The following is a 13,827-nucleotide window of genomic DNA, read 5'->3' as shown; positions in this document are numbered from 1 at the left end:
TGACGGCCTACGCCGTCGACATCCATTGGAGTTTTGGGCAATGCAAAACCAGAAGATTCGCATCCGGTTGAAAGCATTCGACCACCGTCTGATCGACCAGTCCTCTGCAGAGATCGTTGAAACTGCAAAGCGTACCGGTGCTCAGGTTCGTGGCCCGATCCCGCTGCCGACCCGTCGCGAGCGTTACACCATCCTGGTCTCTCCGCACGTCAACAAGGACGCGCGTGACCAGTATGAGATTCGTACCCACAAGCGCGTTCTCGACATCGTCGAGCCGACAGAGAAGACTGTCGACGCGCTGATGAAGCTTGACCTGGCCGCCGGTGTGGACGTCCAGATCAAGGTTGACTGATACCTCACTAGTCACTGCGGCCCAGCGCTCTCAATGATGGAGCAGCAGCCGCCACGCCGGGATGGCGTCATACAATGTGCTAGTGGAATGCTCTGGAAAGGGCAGCCATAGCGGGTGACAGCCCCGTACACTAAAGGAGACTGAACATGTCTATCGGTTTAGTCGGTAAGAAGGCCGGGATGACCCGCGTCTTCACCGAAGCTGGCGCATCCGTGCCGGTTACCGTGATTGAAGTTGAGCCGAACCGTATCGTGACCATCAAGTCCGTCGAGACTGATGGCTACAATGCGATTCAGGTGACAACTGGTTCCCGCAAGGCCAAGCACCTCACCAAGGCAACTGCTGGTCAGTATGCCAAGGCGGGTGTTGAGGCTGGTCGTTCCCTGATGGAGTTCCGCCTGGAAGAAGGCGATGAAGCTCCTGCAGTGGGCGGCGAACTCACCGTATCCCTCTTTGAAGCTGGTCAGAAGATTGACGTGACTGGCACCTCCAAGGGTAAAGGTTTCCAGGGCGCAGTTAAGCGCTGGAACTTCCGCACCCAAGACGCTACCCACGGTAACTCACTGTCGCACCGCGCGCCGGGTTCCATCGGTAACTGTCAGACCCCGGGCCGCGTCTTCAAAGGTAAGAAGATGGCTGGCCAGATGGGCAACGTCCGTTCCACCGTCCAGAGCCTGGAAGTGGTCCGCGTCGACGCTGAGCGCAATCTTCTGTTGGTCAAGGGTGCCGTTCCAGGTGCTCCGGGCGGCGAAGTGATCGTGCGTTCCGCTGTGAAAGCTCGCTGAGGGGAATTAACCGATGAATCTTAATCTTGCAGGTGCAGGCGGCGCAGTAGACGTCTCCGATGCTACCTTTGGTAAGGACTTCAACGAGGCTCTGGTTCACCAGGTCGTCACCGCCTATCTGGCTGGTGCGCGTCAGGGTACCGTGGCTCAGAAGACCCGTTCTGACGTGTCCGGCGGTGGCAAGAAGCCGTGGCGTCAGAAAGGTACTGGCCGCGCTCGTGCCGGTACCATCCGTTCCCCGCTGTGGCGTTCTGGCGGTGTGACCTTTGCAGCGCGTCCGCAGGACCACTCGCACAAGGTCAACCGCAAGATGTATCGCGCTGCCATGCGTTCCATCCTGTCCGAGCTGGTCCGTCAGGATCGCCTGGTCGCGGTCGACGCAATCACTGTCGATGCTCCGAAGACCAAGCTGCTGATCGCCAAGCTCCAGGAACTGGGCCTTGAGAAAGCGCTGATCGTCACAGAAGAGCAGGACGTCAATCTGTACCTGGCTGCGCGCAACATCCCGTATGTTGACGTCGTCAATGTCGCTGGCGCTGACCCGGTCAGCCTCGTCGGTTACGACAAGGTGCTGATGACTGTCGCTGCCCTGCGCAAGTTCGAGGAGAACCTGGGATGAATCAGGAACGCGTATTCAAGGTCCTGCTTGGTCCTCACATGACCGAGAAGGCCGCGGTCGCTGCCGAGAACAACCAGTACGTGTTCAAGGTTGCCAGCGACGCGACAAAGCCCGAAATCAAGAAAGCCGTCGAAGAGCTGTTTGGCAAGAAAGTCGATCGTGTTCAGGTTCTGAACATGAAAGGCAAGACCAAGCGCACCGCTCGCGGTGTTGGTCGTCGCGCTGGTTATCGCAAGGCCTATGTAACTCTGGCCGCCGGCGAGACCATCGAAGACTTCTCTGGCGCCGAGTAAGGCAGGAGTACGGAACATGGCAATTGTTAAGACAAAACCTACCTCCGCCGGTCGCCGCCACCTGGTAAAAGTCGTCAATGACGAACTTTTCAAAGGTCGCGCGTACGCTCCGCTGCTTGAAAAGCAGTCAAAGTCCGGTGGTCGTAACAATAATGGTCGCATCACTACTCGCCACATCGGCGGTGGTCATCGTCACCATTACCGTCTGGTCGACTTCAAGCGCAACAAGGATGGCATTCCGGCCATCGTCGAGCGCCTGGAATACGATCCGAACCGTAGCGCGAACATCGCGCTGGTGAAGTACCTCGACGGCGAACGTCGCTACATCATTGCACCGAAAGGTGTCTCTGCTGGCGACCGTCTCGAGTCCGGTGTCAACGCACCGATCAAGAAAGGCAACGCTCTGCCGCTGCGCAATGTCCCGGTGGGCTCCACCGTTCACTGTGTAGAGCTGAAGCCGGGCAAGGGCGCTCAGATCGCTCGTAGTGCAGGTACCAGTGCCCAGGTCGTGGCACGTGACGGTAACTACACCACGCTGCGTCTGCGCTCTGGCGAGATGCGTAAGGTGCTGTCCGAATGCCGTGCAACACTCGGCGAAGTGGGCAACTCCGAGCACAGCCTCCGTCAACTGGGCAAGGCCGGTGCTAAGCGTTGGAGAGGCGTGCGCCCGACCGTTCGCGGTGTCGCGATGAACCCTGTCGATCACCCGCATGGTGGTGGTGAAGGTCGTACCTCTGGTGGCCGTCACCCGGTCAGCCCGTGGGGCGTCCCGACCAAGGGTCACAAGACTCGCAAGAACAAGCGCACCGATAAGCTTATCGTCCGTCGCCGCAAGGCCAAGTAACAGATATTGAGAGGTAACGGCTGTGCCACGTTCACTGAAGAAAGGTCCATTTATTGACCTTCATCTGCTGAAGAAGGTTGAGACAGCAGTGGAAAAGAACGACCGCAAACCGATCAAGACCTGGTCGCGTCGTTCCATGATCCTGCCGAACATGGTCGGGCTCACCATTGCCGTCCATAACGGTCGCCAGCATGTCCCGGTTCTCGTTTCTGAGGAAATGGTCGGTCACAAGCTCGGCGAGTTTGCTGCCACCCGCACATACCGCGGGCACGCTGCAGATAAAAAAGCCAAACGGTAAGCCAGAGAGGATTTAAGAGATGGAAGTAGCTGCTAAGCTGCGCGGCGCTCGTTTATCCGCCCAGAAGGCCCGTTTGGTGGCTGACCAGGTGCGCGGTAAGCCGGTCGCCGAGGCGCTGAATCTGCTCGCTTTCTCACCGAAGAAGGCCGCGAAGATTGTTCGCAAGGTTCTGCAGTCCGCGATCGCGAATGCGGAAGAAAACAACGGCATGGACATTGACGAGCTTCGCGTCTCGACTATCTGTGTCGACGAGGGCATGACGCTCAAGCGCATCCAGCCACGTGCCAAAGGCCGTGCGGATCGCATCTTGAAGCGCACTTGTCATATCACCGTCAAGGTAGCCGAGAAGTAGGAGACGACCAATGGGTCAGAAAGTTAATCCGACAGGTTTCCGACTGGGTATTGTCAAGGATCATACCTCTGTCTGGTACGCCGAAGGCGCTACCTATGCCGACAAACTGAACAACGATCTGCAGGTGCGTGGATTCCTGGAAGAGCGTCTGAAAAGCGCTTCCGTGAGCCGCATCAGCATCGAGCGTCCGGCAAACAACGCCCGTATTACCATTCACACTGCCCGTCCGGGTATCGTGATCGGTAAGAAAGGTGAAGATGTCGATCGCCTTCGTCGTGAAGTTTCCGAGATGATGGGCGTTCCCGTCCACATCAACATCGAGGAGATTCGCAAGCCGGAACTCGATGCCAAGCTGGTCGCTGCCAATGTGGCAGGTCAGCTCGAGCGTCGTGTCATGTTCCGTCGTGCGATGAAGCGTGCTGTGCAGAACGCAATGCGTCTGGGCGCCAAGGGCATCAAGATTCAGCTCTCCGGTCGTCTCGGCGGTGCCGAAATCGCCCGTACCGAATGGTACCGCGAAGGCCGCGTTCCGCTTCACACCCTGCGTGCTGACATTGATTACTCCACCTTCGAAGCTCACACCACCTACGGCATCATTGGTGTCAAGGTCTGGATCTTCAAAGGCGAGATCCTCGGTGGCATCGAAGAGGTGCGAGCCAAGGCGAAGCAGCCCGCGTCCGCACCCAAGAAGAAAGGCAAGTAAGGGGGTAATCGATGTTACAGCCCAAGCGTATGAAATTCCGCAAGATGCAGAAAGGTCGCAATCGTGGCCTGGCGCATCGCGGAAGCAAGGTAAGCTTTGGTGAGTTTGGCCTGAAAGCCACCGGCCGTGGTCGTATCACCGCTCGTCAGATCGAAGCTGGCCGTCGTGCCATCACTCGTCACGTCAAGCGTGGCGGTAAGATCTGGATCCGCGTCTTCCCAGACAAGCCGATTTCCAACAAGCCGTTGGAAGTTCGTATGGGTAAAGGTAAGGGTTCTGTCGAGTACTGGGTCGCACAGATCCAGCCCGGCAAGGTCCTTTACGAGATCGAAGGTGTATCCGAAGAGCTGGCCCGTGAAGCATTCAGTCTGGCCGCTATGAAGATGCCGATCTCCACCACCTTTGTTAAGCGGACGGTGATGTGATGAAAGCCCAAGAACTCCGTGAAAAGTCAGTCGAGGCGCTCCAGGAGCAGTTGTTCGAACTGCTGCGTGAGCAATTCAATCTGCGCATGCAGAAGGCTACCGGTCAGCTGAGCCAGGTTCACCTGCTCAAGCAGACTCGTCGCCAAATTGCTCAGGTTAAGACTGTGCTCAACCAGAAGTCAGGTGAGTAAAATGGCCGAAGAAACTAAAGCACGCACACTCACCGGCAAGGTGGTGAGTGACAAGATGGAAAAATCCATCGTTGTCATGGTCGAGCGCCGTGAGCGTCACCCGATCTATGGCAAGTACCTGAGACGCTCCACCAAGCTGCACGCCCATGATGAGGCGAATCAGGCTCGGATCGGTGACACCGTCTCTATCGCCGAGACTCGTCCGCTGTCCAAGAAGAAAGCCTGGACCCTGGTCGAGGTGGTTGAACAGGCCAAGGGTTGATCCCTAGGCCAGTTCCCACCAGGCAGTCAGATTAGGTTTGGAGAAAACCGATGATTCAGACTCAGACAATGCTGGATGTCGCCGACAACAGTGGCGCGCGCCGGGTGCAATGCATCAAGGTGCTGGGTGGTTCACACCGCCGTTACGCTCGTGTTGGAGACATCATCAAGGTCACCGTCAAAGAAGCTATCCCGCGTGGCAAGGTCAAGAAAGGCCAAGTCATGAAGGCAGTGGTCGTTCGTACCAAAGCCGGTGTCCGTCGTAATGACGGTTCCGTGATCCGCTTCGACGGTAATGCGGCCGTTCTGTTGAATAACACCAACGAACAGCCGATCGGTACCCGTATCTTCGGCCCGGTTACCCGTGAACTTCGCAGTGAGAAGTTCATGAAGATCATTTCCCTGGCGCCCGAAGTGCTGTAAGGAGCGGAAGCGGATATGCAAAAGATCAAACGTGACGATGAAGTCATCGTCATCGCCGGGAAGGACAAGGGCAAGCGCGGTACCATCAGCAAGGTGCTGAAAGGTGAGCGTCTGCTAGTGTCCGGTGTGAACATGATCAAGCGTCACACCAAGCCCAACCCGATGCTGGGCACCCAGGGGGGTATCGTCGAGCGCGAGGCTCCGATTCACGCGTCCAACGTGGCCATCTTCAACCAGGAGACCGGCAAGGCGGATCGTGTCGGTATCCAGGTTCAGGAAGACGGTACTAAGGTACGCATCTTTAAGTCGACTCAGAAGCTGATCGACGCCTAACGCGAGTCGGGTACAACATGGCGAACTTGAAAGAACGTTATCAGAACGAAGTGGCCGCCCAGCTTAAAGAGCAGTTCGGCTACGCCAACGTGATGCAGGTGCCGCGTATCACCAAGGTGACCCTGAACATGGGCATCGGTGAAGCCACCGCTGACAAGAAGCTGATCGACAACGCGTTTGCCGATCTCCAGATGCTGTCTGGTCAGAAGCCGATCATCACCAAGGCACGCAAGTCCATCGCTGGCTTCAAGGTCCGCGAAGGATGGCCGATCGGTGTCAAGGTGACCCTGCGCAGCGATCGTATGTGGGACTTCCTGGACCGTCTCGTGAACGTGGCTATCCCGCGCGTTCGTGACTTCCGCGGTCTGAACCCGAAGTCCTTCGATGGCCGTGGAAACTACTCCATGGGTGTGCGTGAGCAGATCATCTTCCCGGAGATCGAGTATGATAAGATCGACCGGATTCGTGGCCTGGACATCACCATCACCACTAGCGCCAACACCGATGATGAAGGTCGTGCGTTGCTGGGCGCGCTGAACTTCCCGTTCAAGAAATAAGGGTGGATCATGGCAAAGAAAAGCATGGTTGAGCGTGAGCTCAAGCGCACCAAGCTGGTCGCAAAGTACGCCGCCAAGCGCGACGCACTGAAGACCATCATCAATGACGTCAACGCTTCTGAAGAAGAGCGCTTCGACGCACAGCTGAAACTGCAGCAGCTGCCGCGTGATGCCAGCCCGGTCCGTCAGCGTAACCGCTGCCGTATCACTGGCCGTCCGCACGGCTACTACAACAAGTTCGGCCTGAGCCGCAACAAGCTGCGTGAAGCCGCTATGCGTGGTGACGTGCCTGGTCTGACCAAGTCCAGCTGGTAACACCACTGCAAGAATTCAGGAGCGCAACGTAAATGAGCATGCAAGACACTCTGGCGGATATGTTCACTCGTATCCGCAATGCGCAGATGGCCACCAAGGAGACGGTTACCATGCCGTCTTCCAAGCTCAAGGTTGAAGTGGCCCGCGTATTGAAGGAAGAGGGTTACATTTCCGAGTTTGCTGTCGCAGAAGGCGCGAAGCCGGAACTGACCGTGACCCTCAAGTACTTTGAAGGCAAGGCGGTTATCGAGAACATCAAGCGTGTTTCCAAGCCGTCCCTGCGCCAGTACAAAGGCAAGGGCGAGCTGCCGAAAGTCGCAGATGGCCTGGGTATTGCGATCGTTTCCACCTCCCGGGGCGTGATGACCGATCGTGCGGCCCGTCAAGCTGGTGTCGGCGGCGAAGTCCTCTGCACCGTATTCTAGGAGTTTGGAATGTCCCGCGTAGCCAAGTATCCGGTTAAATTGCCGAACGGCGTCGAGGCAAAACTCGATGGCGACAAGCTGACCGTGAAGGGCAGCAATGGCCAGCTGGAACTGACCGTCCACCAGGACGTGGTCATCAACCTGGAAGAAGGTCAGATGACCTTCGCCCCGGCTGAGACTGCCAAGAACTGGGCAATGGTTGGTACCACACGTGCTCTGGTCAACAACATGGTGTCTGGTGTTTCCGAAGGCTTCACCAAGTCTCTGGAAATCAATGGTGTGGGTTATCGTGCCCAGGCCAAAGGCCAGACAATCAACCTGACACTGGGCTTCTCACACCCGGTCGACTATGAACTGCCGGCAAGTGTTACGGCTGAAACGCCGAAGAACACTCAGATCGTCCTGAAATCTGCTGACAAGCAGGCTTTGGGTCAGGTCGCCGCAGAGATTCGCGCGTTCCGTCCGCCGGAGCCCTACAAGGGCAAAGGTATTCGGTACAGCGACGAAGTCGTCCGTCGTAAAGAAGCCAAGAAGAAGTAAGGCAGGGTTATGAACGCGAAGAAAGAATCTCGTCTCCGTCGTGCCCGCCGCGCTCGTGCGAAAATCCGCGAGCTGGGCGTGTTTCGCCTGTGCGTGAACCGCACCCCGCGTCACATCTACGCGCAGATCATCTCGCCGGATGGCGGCCAGGTCCTGGCCACCGCATCCACGCTCGACAAGAGCCTGCGCGAAGGTTCTACCGGTAACTCGGACTCCGCCGCCAAGGTGGGTGCTCTGATTGCCGAGCGCGCGAAGGAAGCGGGTATCAAGCAAGTGGCTTTCGATCGCTCCGGGTACAAGTACCACGGTCGCGTGAAGGCCCTGGCCGATGCCGCACGTGAAGGCGGCCTGGAATTCTAAAGGGTTTTACGATGGCGAATATCGAACAGAAGGGCGGTGACCTGCAAGAGAAGCTCGTGCAGATCAACCGCGTCGCCAAGGTAGTCAAGGGCGGCCGTATCTTCGGTTTCACCGCTCTGACTGTCGTTGGTGACGGCAATGGTCGTGTTGGCTTCGGTCGTGGCAAGGCGCGTGAAGTGCCGGTCGCGATCCAGAAGGCAATGGACCAAGCTCGTCGCAACATGATCAAGGTTGACCTGAAGGGCCACACCCTGCAGTACCCGGTGAAGGCTCGTCACGGCGCATCCAAGATCTACATGCAGCCAGCATCCGAAGGTACCGGCATCATTGCCGGCGGTGCGATGCGTTCCGTGCTCGAACTGGCAGGCGTCCATGACGTCCTGGCCAAGTGCTACGGTTCCACCAATCCGGTCAACGTGGTGCGCGCGACCATCAACGGTCTCGCTGCCATGAAATCTCCGGAAGACATCGCCGCCAAGCGTGGCCTGTCTGTCGACAAGATTGCGGGGTAAGGCACCATGGCAGCTAAGATCACGGTAACCCAGATCCGCAGCACCATCGGCGTCCTCGAAAAGCACAAGGCCACCATGAAAGGCCTTGGGCTGCGTCGCATCGGTCACACTGTCGAGCTGGAAGACACCCCCGCGGTACGCGGCATGATCAACAAGGTTCATTACCTTGTCCGTGTTGAGGGAGAGTAATCCATGAAATTGAATACCCTGAGTCCGGCCCCGGGCTCCAAGCACGCTGCAAAGCGTGTCGGTCGTGGTATCGGCTCCGGTCTTGGTAAGACCGGCGGTCGTGGCCACAAGGGCCAGAAGTCCCGTTCCGGTGGCAGCGTCAAGCCGGGCTTCGAAGGCGGTCAGATGCCTATGCAGCGTCGCCTGCCGAAGTTTGGTTTCACTTCCGCGAAATCTCTGGTTTCCGAAGAAGTGCGCCTGAGCGAGCTGGCACTGGTAGACGGTGATATCGTCGACCTCGAAACGCTGAAGAAGGCCAACGTGCTTCGTGATTCCACGAAGTTCGCGAAGGTCATGCTCTCCGGCGAACTGGACAAGGCAGTCACGGTCCGCGGCATCAAGGTCACCAAGGGTGCCCGTGCTGCGATCGAAGCTGCCGGTGGCAAGGTAGAGGACTAAATGGCTAAGTCAGGAAACGTACCGGCGATGCAGGGAAGTGGGTTGAGCGAACTCTGGGCGCGTTTGCGCTTCGTGTTCATCGCCATCGTGGTGTACCGAATCGGTGCACACATCCCCGTTCCCGGTATCAATCCTGACCAGCTTGCTGCCTTGTTCAGGGAAAACCAGGGCACCATCCTGAGCATGTTCAACATGTTCTCCGGTGGTGCACTGGAGCGAATGAGTATCTTCGCGTTGGGCATCATGCCCTACATATCCGCGTCGATCATCATGCAGCTCCTGACGGTGGTCTCGCCTCAGCTAGAGCAGTTGAAGAAGGAAGGTGAGGCCGGTCGTCGCAAGATCAGCCAGTACACGCGCTACGGCACGGTCGTACTGGCCCTGGTCCAATCGATCGGCATGGCAGTCGGACTGGTCGGAAACGGTGTCGCCTATTCCGCTGACTTCAGCTTCTACTTCACCGCCGTGAGTACGTTCGTGGCTGGTGCAGTGTTCCTGATGTGGCTGGGAGAGCAGATCACCGAGAAGGGTATCGGCAACGGGATCTCACTGATCATCTTTGCTGGTATTGTCGCCGGGCTGCCGAGTGCCATCGGCCAGTCTTTCGAACTGGCGCGCAATGATGGTGCCTGGAATGTGCTTCCGCTGCTGGCGCTGACGCTGCTCGCAGTCGTTACCGTTGCCTTTGTGGTGTTCATCGAACGCGGTCAACGCCGCATCACGGTGAACTATCCGCGCCGTCAGGTGGGCAACAAGATGTATGCCGGTCAGAGCAGCTACTTGCCGATGAAGGTCAACATGGCCGGGGTCATCCCGCCGATCTTCGCGTCAAGCATCCTGCTGTTCCCTGCATCGATGGGCCAATGGTTTGGCCAGAGTGAAAGCATGCAATGGTTGCAGACGGCTTCTCAGGCTCTCGGGCCGGGCCAGCCACTGTACATCTTGCTTTTCGCTGCCGCTGTAGTATTCTTCTGCTTCTTCTACACGGCGCTGGTCTTCAATCCCAAGGATGTTGCTGACAACCTCAAGAAGTCAGGAGCTTTCCTGCCGGGGATTCGCCCAGGCGAACAGACGGCCCGTTACATCGATAAGGTGATGACTCGCCTGACGCTGTTCGGCGCCCTCTACATCACCCTCGTCTCCCTGATGCCGCAATTCCTCGTTGTCGCCTGGCAGGTTCCGTTCTATTTCGGCGGTACCTCTCTGCTCATCGTGGTTGTGGTGGTCATGGACTTCATGGCCCAGGTGCAGTCGCATCTGATGTCAAATCAGTATGCGTCGGTGATGAAGAAGGCCAACCTCAAAGGCTATGGCAGCGGTGGCATGATGCGCTGATTGCGCAGCCCCTGTTAGCAAACTGGAGAGAACGATGAAAGTTCGAGCTTCCGTCAAGAAAATTTGCCGTAACTGCAAGATCATTCGGCGTCGTGGCGCAGTGCGGGTCATCTGCACTGAGCCGCGCCACAAGCAGCGTCAGGGTTAATCCCTCGACCCCGCTTAGCTGAATACAAGCTCGGGTGCTGGCATACCCCCTTGTTCCCAATGGGATCAAGGGGTATGCTATTGCGCCCTTTGTGGATGTAAAATCCGCCGCTAACCTTTCGGAGAAAACTGATGGCCCGTATTGCTGGCGTCAATATCCCGGACAACAAGCACGCGGCGATCTCGCTGACTTATATCTTCGGGATTGGCCGTACGCGTGCACAGCAGATCTGCGCCGCTCTCGGTTTAGAACCGAGCGTCAAGATCGCTGATCTGTCTGTTGAACAACTGGACCTGGTTCGTGCCGAGGTGGGTAAGTACACCGTCGAAGGCGACCTGCGTCGTGAGATCACGCTGAACATCAAGCGTCTCATGGACCTCGGTTGCTATCGTGGCCTGCGCCATCGTCGTGGTCTTCCGTTGCGCGGTCAGCGCACCAAGACCAACGCACGTACACGCAAAGGTCCGCGTAAACCGATTCGCAAGTAAACGAACTGGCGTTTAGACAGGAAACATCTAATGGCTAACCCGAGTAAGCGCAAGAAGGTTAAAAAGCAGGTAGTGGATGCCATCGCGCATATCCATGCCTCTTTTAACAACACTATCGTGACGATCACAGACCGCCAGGGCAATGCTCTCTCCTGGGCAACTGCCGGTGGTTCGGGTTTTCGTGGTTCTCGCAAGAGCACCCCGTTCGCTGCGCAAGTCGCAAGTGAACGTGCAGCGACCGCTGCAGCCGAATATGGTGTGAAGAACGTCGACGTGCTGGTCAAGGGCCCGGGTCCGGGTCGTGAGTCCGCCGTGCGTGCTCTCAATGCCGCAGGCTTCCGCGTGCAAAGCATCACCGACGTGACCCCCATCCCGCATAATGGGTGCCGTCCGCCGAAGAAACGCCGCGTTTAAGGAGACAGACTCATGGCTCGTTATATTGGACCGAAGTGCAAACTGTCTCGTCGTGAAGGCACCGACCTCTTCCTGAAGAGTGGCGTGACTCCGTTCGAGAAGAAGTGCAAATCCGAACAACCCCCGGGTGTTCATGGCCAGCGCCGTCAACGTCTTTCAGACTACGGCCTGCAGTTGCGTGAAAAGCAGAAGGTTCGTCGCATGTACGGCGTTCTGGAAAAGCAATTCCGCAATTACTACAAAGAAGCCGCTCGCGTGAAAGGCGCGACTGGTGAGGTTCTGCTCCAGCTCCTCGAGGCTCGCCTCGACAACGTCGTCTACCGCATGGGCTTCGGCTCCACGCGTTCCGAGGCACGTCAGCTGGTCAGCCACAAGGCGATCGCCGTGAACGGCCGTACCGTCAACGTCGCTTCCTTCAATGTGAAGGCCGGTGATGTGGTTACCGTTCGTGAGAAGGCCAAGAACCAGGCTCGCATCCAGCAGTCTCTGGCACTCGCTGCCAACCGCGGTGATGTCTCCTGGGTCGACGTCGACTCCAAGAAGATGGAAGGCACTTTCAAGGCTGTCCCCGAGCGTGGCGACCTGTCTGCCGATATCAACGAAAACCTGATCGTCGAGCTGTACTCCAAGTAATGTGATGCCGGGCTGATTCGTCGGCCCGGCTGGAGTACCCAGATTATCCGTTTGGCAGCCTTAAAGGTGTTCTTATGCAGCGCTCAGTGACAGAGTTTCTCCGTCCTCGCGATATCAAGGTCGAGGAAGTCAGCGCCCATCATGCGCGGATCGTCCTCGAGCCCTTCGAGCGTGGTTTCGGCCACACCCTGGGGAATGCTCTGCGTCGCATCCTGCTGTCTTCCATGCCCGGCTGTGCCGTCGTGGAAGCTGAGATCGAAGGCGTTCTGCACGAGTACAGCGCCATTGAAGGGGTACAGGAGGATGTCATCGAAATCCTGCTGAACCTCAAGGACGTGGCCATCAAGATGCATGGTCGCGACGAAGCTGTGCTGGCGCTGAACAAGAAGGGCCCGGGCATCGTGACTGCTGGCGACATCGCCGGTGACCATGATCTCGAAATCGTGAATCCGGATCACGTCATCGCTCACCTGAATGATGGTGGCGAGCTGAAGATGCAACTCAAGATCGCTCGTGGCCGCGGCTACGAACCGGCTGACGCGCGTCTCTCTGCAGATGACGAATCACGTGCCATTGGCCGTCTCCAGCTGGATGCGACCTTCACGCCGGTTCGCCGGGTCTCCTATGCTGTCGAGGCGGCGCGTGTTGAACAGCGCACCAACCTTGACAAGCTGGTGATTGACCTGGAAACCGACGGCACGCTGGATCCGGAAGAAGCGATCCGCCGCTCCGCAACCATCTTGCAGGAGCAGCTGGCCGCCTTCGTTGATCTGGAAGCAGACAAGGAACAGGAAGTCGAAGAAGAGGAAGATCAAATCGATCCGATCCTTCTCCGTCCCGTAGACGATCTTGAGCTGACTGTTCGCAGTGCGAACTGTCTCAAGGCCGAGAATATCTATTACATCGGTGATCTCATTCAGCGCACCGAAGTTGAGCTGCTGAAGACCCCGAATCTCGGCAAGAAGTCCTTGAATGAAATCAAGGACGTGCTGTCCGCGCGTGGTCTGTCCCTCGGCATGCGGTTGGAAAACTGGCCGCCCGCAAGCCTGAAGGACGACAAGGCTTCCGCTTAAGGAAGCCCGGTCGGCTCAAGCCCCAGACTGGTAAGGAATCACAACCATGCGTCATCGTAAGAGTGGTCGTCACCTGAACCGTACCAGCTCTCACCGTGAAGCCATGTTCAAGAACATGTGCATCTCTCTGGTAGAGCACGAAGTCATCAAGACTACCCTGCCGAAAGCCAAGGAACTGCGTCGTCATATCGAGCCGCTGATCACCCTGGCCAAGCAGGATTCCGTTGCGAACCGTCGTTTGGCGTTCTCTCGTACCGGTTCCAAGGAAGCGGTCGGCAAGCTCTTCAATGAGCTCGGCCCGCGCTACACCACCCGTCCGGGCGGTTACCTGCGCATCCTGAAGTGTGGCTATCGTGCCGGTGACAATGCCCCGATGGCATTCGTCGAGCTGGTCGATCGTCCGGCTGCCTCCGAGGCAGCGGGCGAAGAGTAAGCTTCGGCTTGCTTCGTCCACAAGAAAAGGCCAACCCTTCGGGGTTGGCCTTTTTTTATGCCTGATAGACAGGCCTGTCGGTTGGGCA

28 protein-coding genes are annotated in these 13,827 nt (G+C 57.6%); all 28 read left to right on the top strand.

Features of this window, described 5'->3' with window-relative positions; translation table 11 throughout:
- The first annotated feature begins 40 nt into the window (after positions 1-40).
- The 28 genes from rpsJ to rplQ all read left to right on the top strand — a co-directional run bounded on the left by rpsJ (position 41) and on the right by rplQ (position 13,739).
- Positions 41-352: a 30S ribosomal protein S10 gene (rpsJ, locus tag QD228_RS15415; protein WP_024950650.1), complete on the top strand. Its 312-nt coding sequence runs from the start codon at positions 41-43 to the stop codon at positions 350-352.
- A gap of 146 nt (positions 353-498) precedes the next feature.
- Positions 499-1,137: a 50S ribosomal protein L3 gene (gene rplC, locus QD228_RS15410; protein ID WP_065392569.1), complete on the top strand. Its 639-nt coding sequence runs from the start codon at positions 499-501 to the stop codon at positions 1,135-1,137.
- A gap of 13 nt (positions 1,138-1,150) precedes the next feature.
- Entirely contained in the window at positions 1,151-1,756 is a 606-nt protein-coding gene (gene rplD / locus QD228_RS15405; protein ID WP_065392568.1) for a 50S ribosomal protein L4, read from the top strand.
- Entirely contained in the window at positions 1,753-2,049 is a 297-nt protein-coding gene (gene rplW, locus QD228_RS15400; protein ID WP_065392567.1) for a 50S ribosomal protein L23, read from the top strand. The genes rplD and rplW overlap by 4 nt, the downstream gene beginning before the upstream one ends.
- Before the next feature lie 16 nt (positions 2,050-2,065).
- Positions 2,066-2,893 carry a 50S ribosomal protein L2 gene (gene rplB / locus QD228_RS15395; RefSeq protein WP_043334862.1) on the top strand — a complete coding sequence of 276 codons (828 nt, stop codon included), beginning with the start codon at positions 2,066-2,068 and terminating at the stop codon, positions 2,891-2,893.
- A gap of 22 nt (positions 2,894-2,915) precedes the next feature.
- Complete coding sequence (gene rpsS / locus QD228_RS15390; protein ID WP_024950655.1) at positions 2,916-3,191, top strand: 30S ribosomal protein S19; 276 nt, start codon at positions 2,916-2,918, stop codon at positions 3,189-3,191.
- Between the two features lie 19 nt (positions 3,192-3,210).
- Complete coding sequence (gene rplV / locus QD228_RS15385; protein ID WP_043334859.1) at positions 3,211-3,543, top strand: 50S ribosomal protein L22; 333 nt, start codon at positions 3,211-3,213, stop codon at positions 3,541-3,543.
- 10 nt (positions 3,544-3,553) lie between these two features.
- Complete coding sequence (rpsC, locus tag QD228_RS15380; RefSeq protein WP_043334856.1) at positions 3,554-4,246, top strand: 30S ribosomal protein S3; 693 nt, start codon at positions 3,554-3,556, stop codon at positions 4,244-4,246.
- A gap of 11 nt (positions 4,247-4,257) precedes the next feature.
- The gene (gene rplP, locus QD228_RS15375; protein ID WP_043334854.1) at positions 4,258-4,671 is read left to right on the top strand and encodes a 50S ribosomal protein L16; all 414 of its coding nucleotides are present in this window, start codon (positions 4,258-4,260) and stop codon (positions 4,669-4,671) included.
- Positions 4,671-4,862 (top strand): 50S ribosomal protein L29, encoded by a 192-nt coding sequence (gene rpmC / locus QD228_RS15370; RefSeq protein ID WP_024950659.1) that lies wholly within the window; start codon positions 4,671-4,673, stop codon positions 4,860-4,862. The genes rplP and rpmC overlap by 1 nt, the downstream gene beginning before the upstream one ends.
- A 1-nt stretch (position 4,863) precedes the next feature.
- Positions 4,864-5,124: a 30S ribosomal protein S17 gene (rpsQ, locus tag QD228_RS15365; protein WP_043334852.1), complete on the top strand. Its 261-nt coding sequence runs from the start codon at positions 4,864-4,866 to the stop codon at positions 5,122-5,124.
- 50 nt (positions 5,125-5,174) lie between these two features.
- The gene (gene rplN / locus QD228_RS15360; protein WP_043334850.1) at positions 5,175-5,546 is read left to right on the top strand and encodes a 50S ribosomal protein L14; all 372 of its coding nucleotides are present in this window, start codon (positions 5,175-5,177) and stop codon (positions 5,544-5,546) included.
- Positions 5,547-5,561: 15 nt separating this feature from the next.
- Complete coding sequence (gene rplX, locus QD228_RS15355; protein WP_043334846.1) at positions 5,562-5,879, top strand: 50S ribosomal protein L24; 318 nt, start codon at positions 5,562-5,564, stop codon at positions 5,877-5,879.
- Positions 5,880-5,896: 17 nt separating this feature from the next.
- Positions 5,897-6,436 carry a 50S ribosomal protein L5 gene (gene rplE / locus QD228_RS15350; protein ID WP_065392566.1) on the top strand — a complete coding sequence of 180 codons (540 nt, stop codon included), beginning with the start codon at positions 5,897-5,899 and terminating at the stop codon, positions 6,434-6,436.
- A gap of 9 nt (positions 6,437-6,445) precedes the next feature.
- On the top strand, positions 6,446-6,751 hold the full coding sequence (rpsN, locus tag QD228_RS15345; protein ID WP_043334842.1) for a 30S ribosomal protein S14: 306 nt from the start codon (positions 6,446-6,448) through the stop codon (positions 6,749-6,751).
- Positions 6,752-6,783: 32 nt separating this feature from the next.
- Entirely contained in the window at positions 6,784-7,176 is a 393-nt protein-coding gene (rpsH, locus tag QD228_RS15340; protein ID WP_065392565.1) for a 30S ribosomal protein S8, read from the top strand.
- 9 nt (positions 7,177-7,185) lie between these two features.
- Positions 7,186-7,716 (top strand): 50S ribosomal protein L6, encoded by a 531-nt coding sequence (gene rplF, locus QD228_RS15335; protein WP_065392564.1) that lies wholly within the window; start codon positions 7,186-7,188, stop codon positions 7,714-7,716.
- A 9-nt stretch (positions 7,717-7,725) separates the two neighbouring features.
- Positions 7,726-8,076: a 50S ribosomal protein L18 gene (gene rplR, locus QD228_RS15330; RefSeq protein WP_024950667.1), complete on the top strand. Its 351-nt coding sequence runs from the start codon at positions 7,726-7,728 to the stop codon at positions 8,074-8,076.
- 11 nt (positions 8,077-8,087) lie between these two features.
- On the top strand, positions 8,088-8,588 hold the full coding sequence (gene rpsE, locus QD228_RS15325; protein ID WP_054556902.1) for a 30S ribosomal protein S5: 501 nt from the start codon (positions 8,088-8,090) through the stop codon (positions 8,586-8,588).
- A 6-nt stretch (positions 8,589-8,594) separates the two neighbouring features.
- Entirely contained in the window at positions 8,595-8,777 is a 183-nt protein-coding gene (rpmD, locus tag QD228_RS15320; protein WP_024950669.1) for a 50S ribosomal protein L30, read from the top strand.
- 3 nt (positions 8,778-8,780) lie between these two features.
- Positions 8,781-9,215, top strand: coding sequence for a 50S ribosomal protein L15 (gene rplO, locus QD228_RS15315; RefSeq protein WP_065392563.1), 435 nt, complete (start codon positions 8,781-8,783; stop codon positions 9,213-9,215).
- Positions 9,216-10,550 carry a preprotein translocase subunit SecY gene (gene secY, locus QD228_RS15310; RefSeq protein ID WP_065392562.1) on the top strand — a complete coding sequence of 445 codons (1,335 nt, stop codon included), beginning with the start codon at positions 9,216-9,218 and terminating at the stop codon, positions 10,548-10,550.
- Positions 10,551-10,584: 34 nt separating this feature from the next.
- A complete protein-coding gene (rpmJ, locus tag QD228_RS15305; protein ID WP_077373351.1) occupies positions 10,585-10,698 on the top strand; it encodes a 50S ribosomal protein L36 in 114 nt (37 codons plus the stop codon).
- A 131-nt stretch (positions 10,699-10,829) separates the two neighbouring features.
- A complete protein-coding gene (gene rpsM, locus QD228_RS15300) occupies positions 10,830-11,186 on the top strand; it encodes a 30S ribosomal protein S13 (protein ID WP_024950672.1) in 357 nt (118 codons plus the stop codon).
- A 30-nt stretch (positions 11,187-11,216) separates the two neighbouring features.
- The gene (gene rpsK / locus QD228_RS15295; RefSeq protein ID WP_043334827.1) at positions 11,217-11,600 is read left to right on the top strand and encodes a 30S ribosomal protein S11; all 384 of its coding nucleotides are present in this window, start codon (positions 11,217-11,219) and stop codon (positions 11,598-11,600) included.
- A 12-nt stretch (positions 11,601-11,612) separates the two neighbouring features.
- Complete coding sequence (gene rpsD / locus QD228_RS15290; protein WP_065392561.1) at positions 11,613-12,233, top strand: 30S ribosomal protein S4; 621 nt, start codon at positions 11,613-11,615, stop codon at positions 12,231-12,233.
- 74 nt (positions 12,234-12,307) lie between these two features.
- Positions 12,308-13,306 (top strand): DNA-directed RNA polymerase subunit alpha, encoded by a 999-nt coding sequence (gene rpoA, locus QD228_RS15285; RefSeq protein ID WP_065392560.1) that lies wholly within the window; start codon positions 12,308-12,310, stop codon positions 13,304-13,306.
- A gap of 46 nt (positions 13,307-13,352) precedes the next feature.
- Positions 13,353-13,739, top strand: coding sequence for a 50S ribosomal protein L17 (gene rplQ / locus QD228_RS15280; protein ID WP_065392559.1), 387 nt, complete (start codon positions 13,353-13,355; stop codon positions 13,737-13,739).
- The last annotated feature ends 88 nt before the right edge of the window (positions 13,740-13,827 follow it).

Origin of the sequence: Cobetia sp. 3AK (assembly GCF_029846335.1) — a bacterium.
Lineage (GTDB): Bacteria > Pseudomonadota > Gammaproteobacteria > Pseudomonadales > Halomonadaceae > Cobetia > Cobetia marina.
This window is presented reverse-complemented; position numbering and strand designations above follow the sequence as displayed.

Excerpts from the sequence above, each read along its gene's own strand:
- rpsQ (WP_043334852.1), top strand. The coding sequence starts at position 4,864 with ATGGCCGAAGAAACTAAAGCACGCACACTCACCGGCAAGGTGGTGAGT.
- rplB (WP_043334862.1), top strand. The coding sequence starts at position 2,066 with ATGGCAATTGTTAAGACAAAACCTACCTCCGCCGGTCGCCGCCACCTG.
- rpsE (WP_054556902.1), top strand. The coding sequence starts at position 8,088 with ATGGCGAATATCGAACAGAAGGGCGGTGACCTGCAAGAGAAGCTCGTG.
- rpsN (WP_043334842.1), top strand. The coding sequence starts at position 6,446 with ATGGCAAAGAAAAGCATGGTTGAGCGTGAGCTCAAGCGCACCAAGCTG.
- rplW (WP_065392567.1), top strand. The coding sequence starts at position 1,753 with ATGAATCAGGAACGCGTATTCAAGGTCCTGCTTGGTCCTCACATGACC.
- rplF (WP_065392564.1), top strand. The coding sequence starts at position 7,186 with ATGTCCCGCGTAGCCAAGTATCCGGTTAAATTGCCGAACGGCGTCGAG.
- rpmC (WP_024950659.1), top strand. The coding sequence starts at position 4,671 with ATGAAAGCCCAAGAACTCCGTGAAAAGTCAGTCGAGGCGCTCCAGGAG.
- rpsJ (WP_024950650.1), top strand. The coding sequence starts at position 41 with ATGCAAAACCAGAAGATTCGCATCCGGTTGAAAGCATTCGACCACCGT.
- rplV (WP_043334859.1), top strand. The coding sequence starts at position 3,211 with ATGGAAGTAGCTGCTAAGCTGCGCGGCGCTCGTTTATCCGCCCAGAAG.
- rplO (WP_065392563.1), top strand. The coding sequence starts at position 8,781 with ATGAAATTGAATACCCTGAGTCCGGCCCCGGGCTCCAAGCACGCTGCA.
- rplC (WP_065392569.1), top strand. The coding sequence starts at position 499 with ATGTCTATCGGTTTAGTCGGTAAGAAGGCCGGGATGACCCGCGTCTTC.
- rplQ (WP_065392559.1), top strand. The coding sequence starts at position 13,353 with ATGCGTCATCGTAAGAGTGGTCGTCACCTGAACCGTACCAGCTCTCAC.
- rplE (WP_065392566.1), top strand. The coding sequence starts at position 5,897 with ATGGCGAACTTGAAAGAACGTTATCAGAACGAAGTGGCCGCCCAGCTT.
- rpsD (WP_065392561.1), top strand. The coding sequence starts at position 11,613 with ATGGCTCGTTATATTGGACCGAAGTGCAAACTGTCTCGTCGTGAAGGC.
- rplX (WP_043334846.1), top strand. The coding sequence starts at position 5,562 with ATGCAAAAGATCAAACGTGACGATGAAGTCATCGTCATCGCCGGGAAG.
- rplD (WP_065392568.1), top strand. The coding sequence starts at position 1,151 with ATGAATCTTAATCTTGCAGGTGCAGGCGGCGCAGTAGACGTCTCCGAT.
- rplN (WP_043334850.1), top strand. The coding sequence starts at position 5,175 with ATGATTCAGACTCAGACAATGCTGGATGTCGCCGACAACAGTGGCGCG.
- rpsH (WP_065392565.1), top strand. The coding sequence starts at position 6,784 with ATGAGCATGCAAGACACTCTGGCGGATATGTTCACTCGTATCCGCAAT.
- rpmD (WP_024950669.1), top strand. The coding sequence starts at position 8,595 with ATGGCAGCTAAGATCACGGTAACCCAGATCCGCAGCACCATCGGCGTC.
- rpsK (WP_043334827.1), top strand. The coding sequence starts at position 11,217 with ATGGCTAACCCGAGTAAGCGCAAGAAGGTTAAAAAGCAGGTAGTGGAT.
- rpsM (WP_024950672.1), top strand. The coding sequence starts at position 10,830 with ATGGCCCGTATTGCTGGCGTCAATATCCCGGACAACAAGCACGCGGCG.
- secY (WP_065392562.1), top strand. The coding sequence starts at position 9,216 with ATGGCTAAGTCAGGAAACGTACCGGCGATGCAGGGAAGTGGGTTGAGC.
- rplR (WP_024950667.1), top strand. The coding sequence starts at position 7,726 with ATGAACGCGAAGAAAGAATCTCGTCTCCGTCGTGCCCGCCGCGCTCGT.
- rplP (WP_043334854.1), top strand. The coding sequence starts at position 4,258 with ATGTTACAGCCCAAGCGTATGAAATTCCGCAAGATGCAGAAAGGTCGC.
- rpsC (WP_043334856.1), top strand. The coding sequence starts at position 3,554 with ATGGGTCAGAAAGTTAATCCGACAGGTTTCCGACTGGGTATTGTCAAG.
- rpmJ (WP_077373351.1), top strand. The coding sequence starts at position 10,585 with ATGAAAGTTCGAGCTTCCGTCAAGAAAATTTGCCGTAACTGCAAGATC.
- rpoA (WP_065392560.1), top strand. The coding sequence starts at position 12,308 with ATGCAGCGCTCAGTGACAGAGTTTCTCCGTCCTCGCGATATCAAGGTC.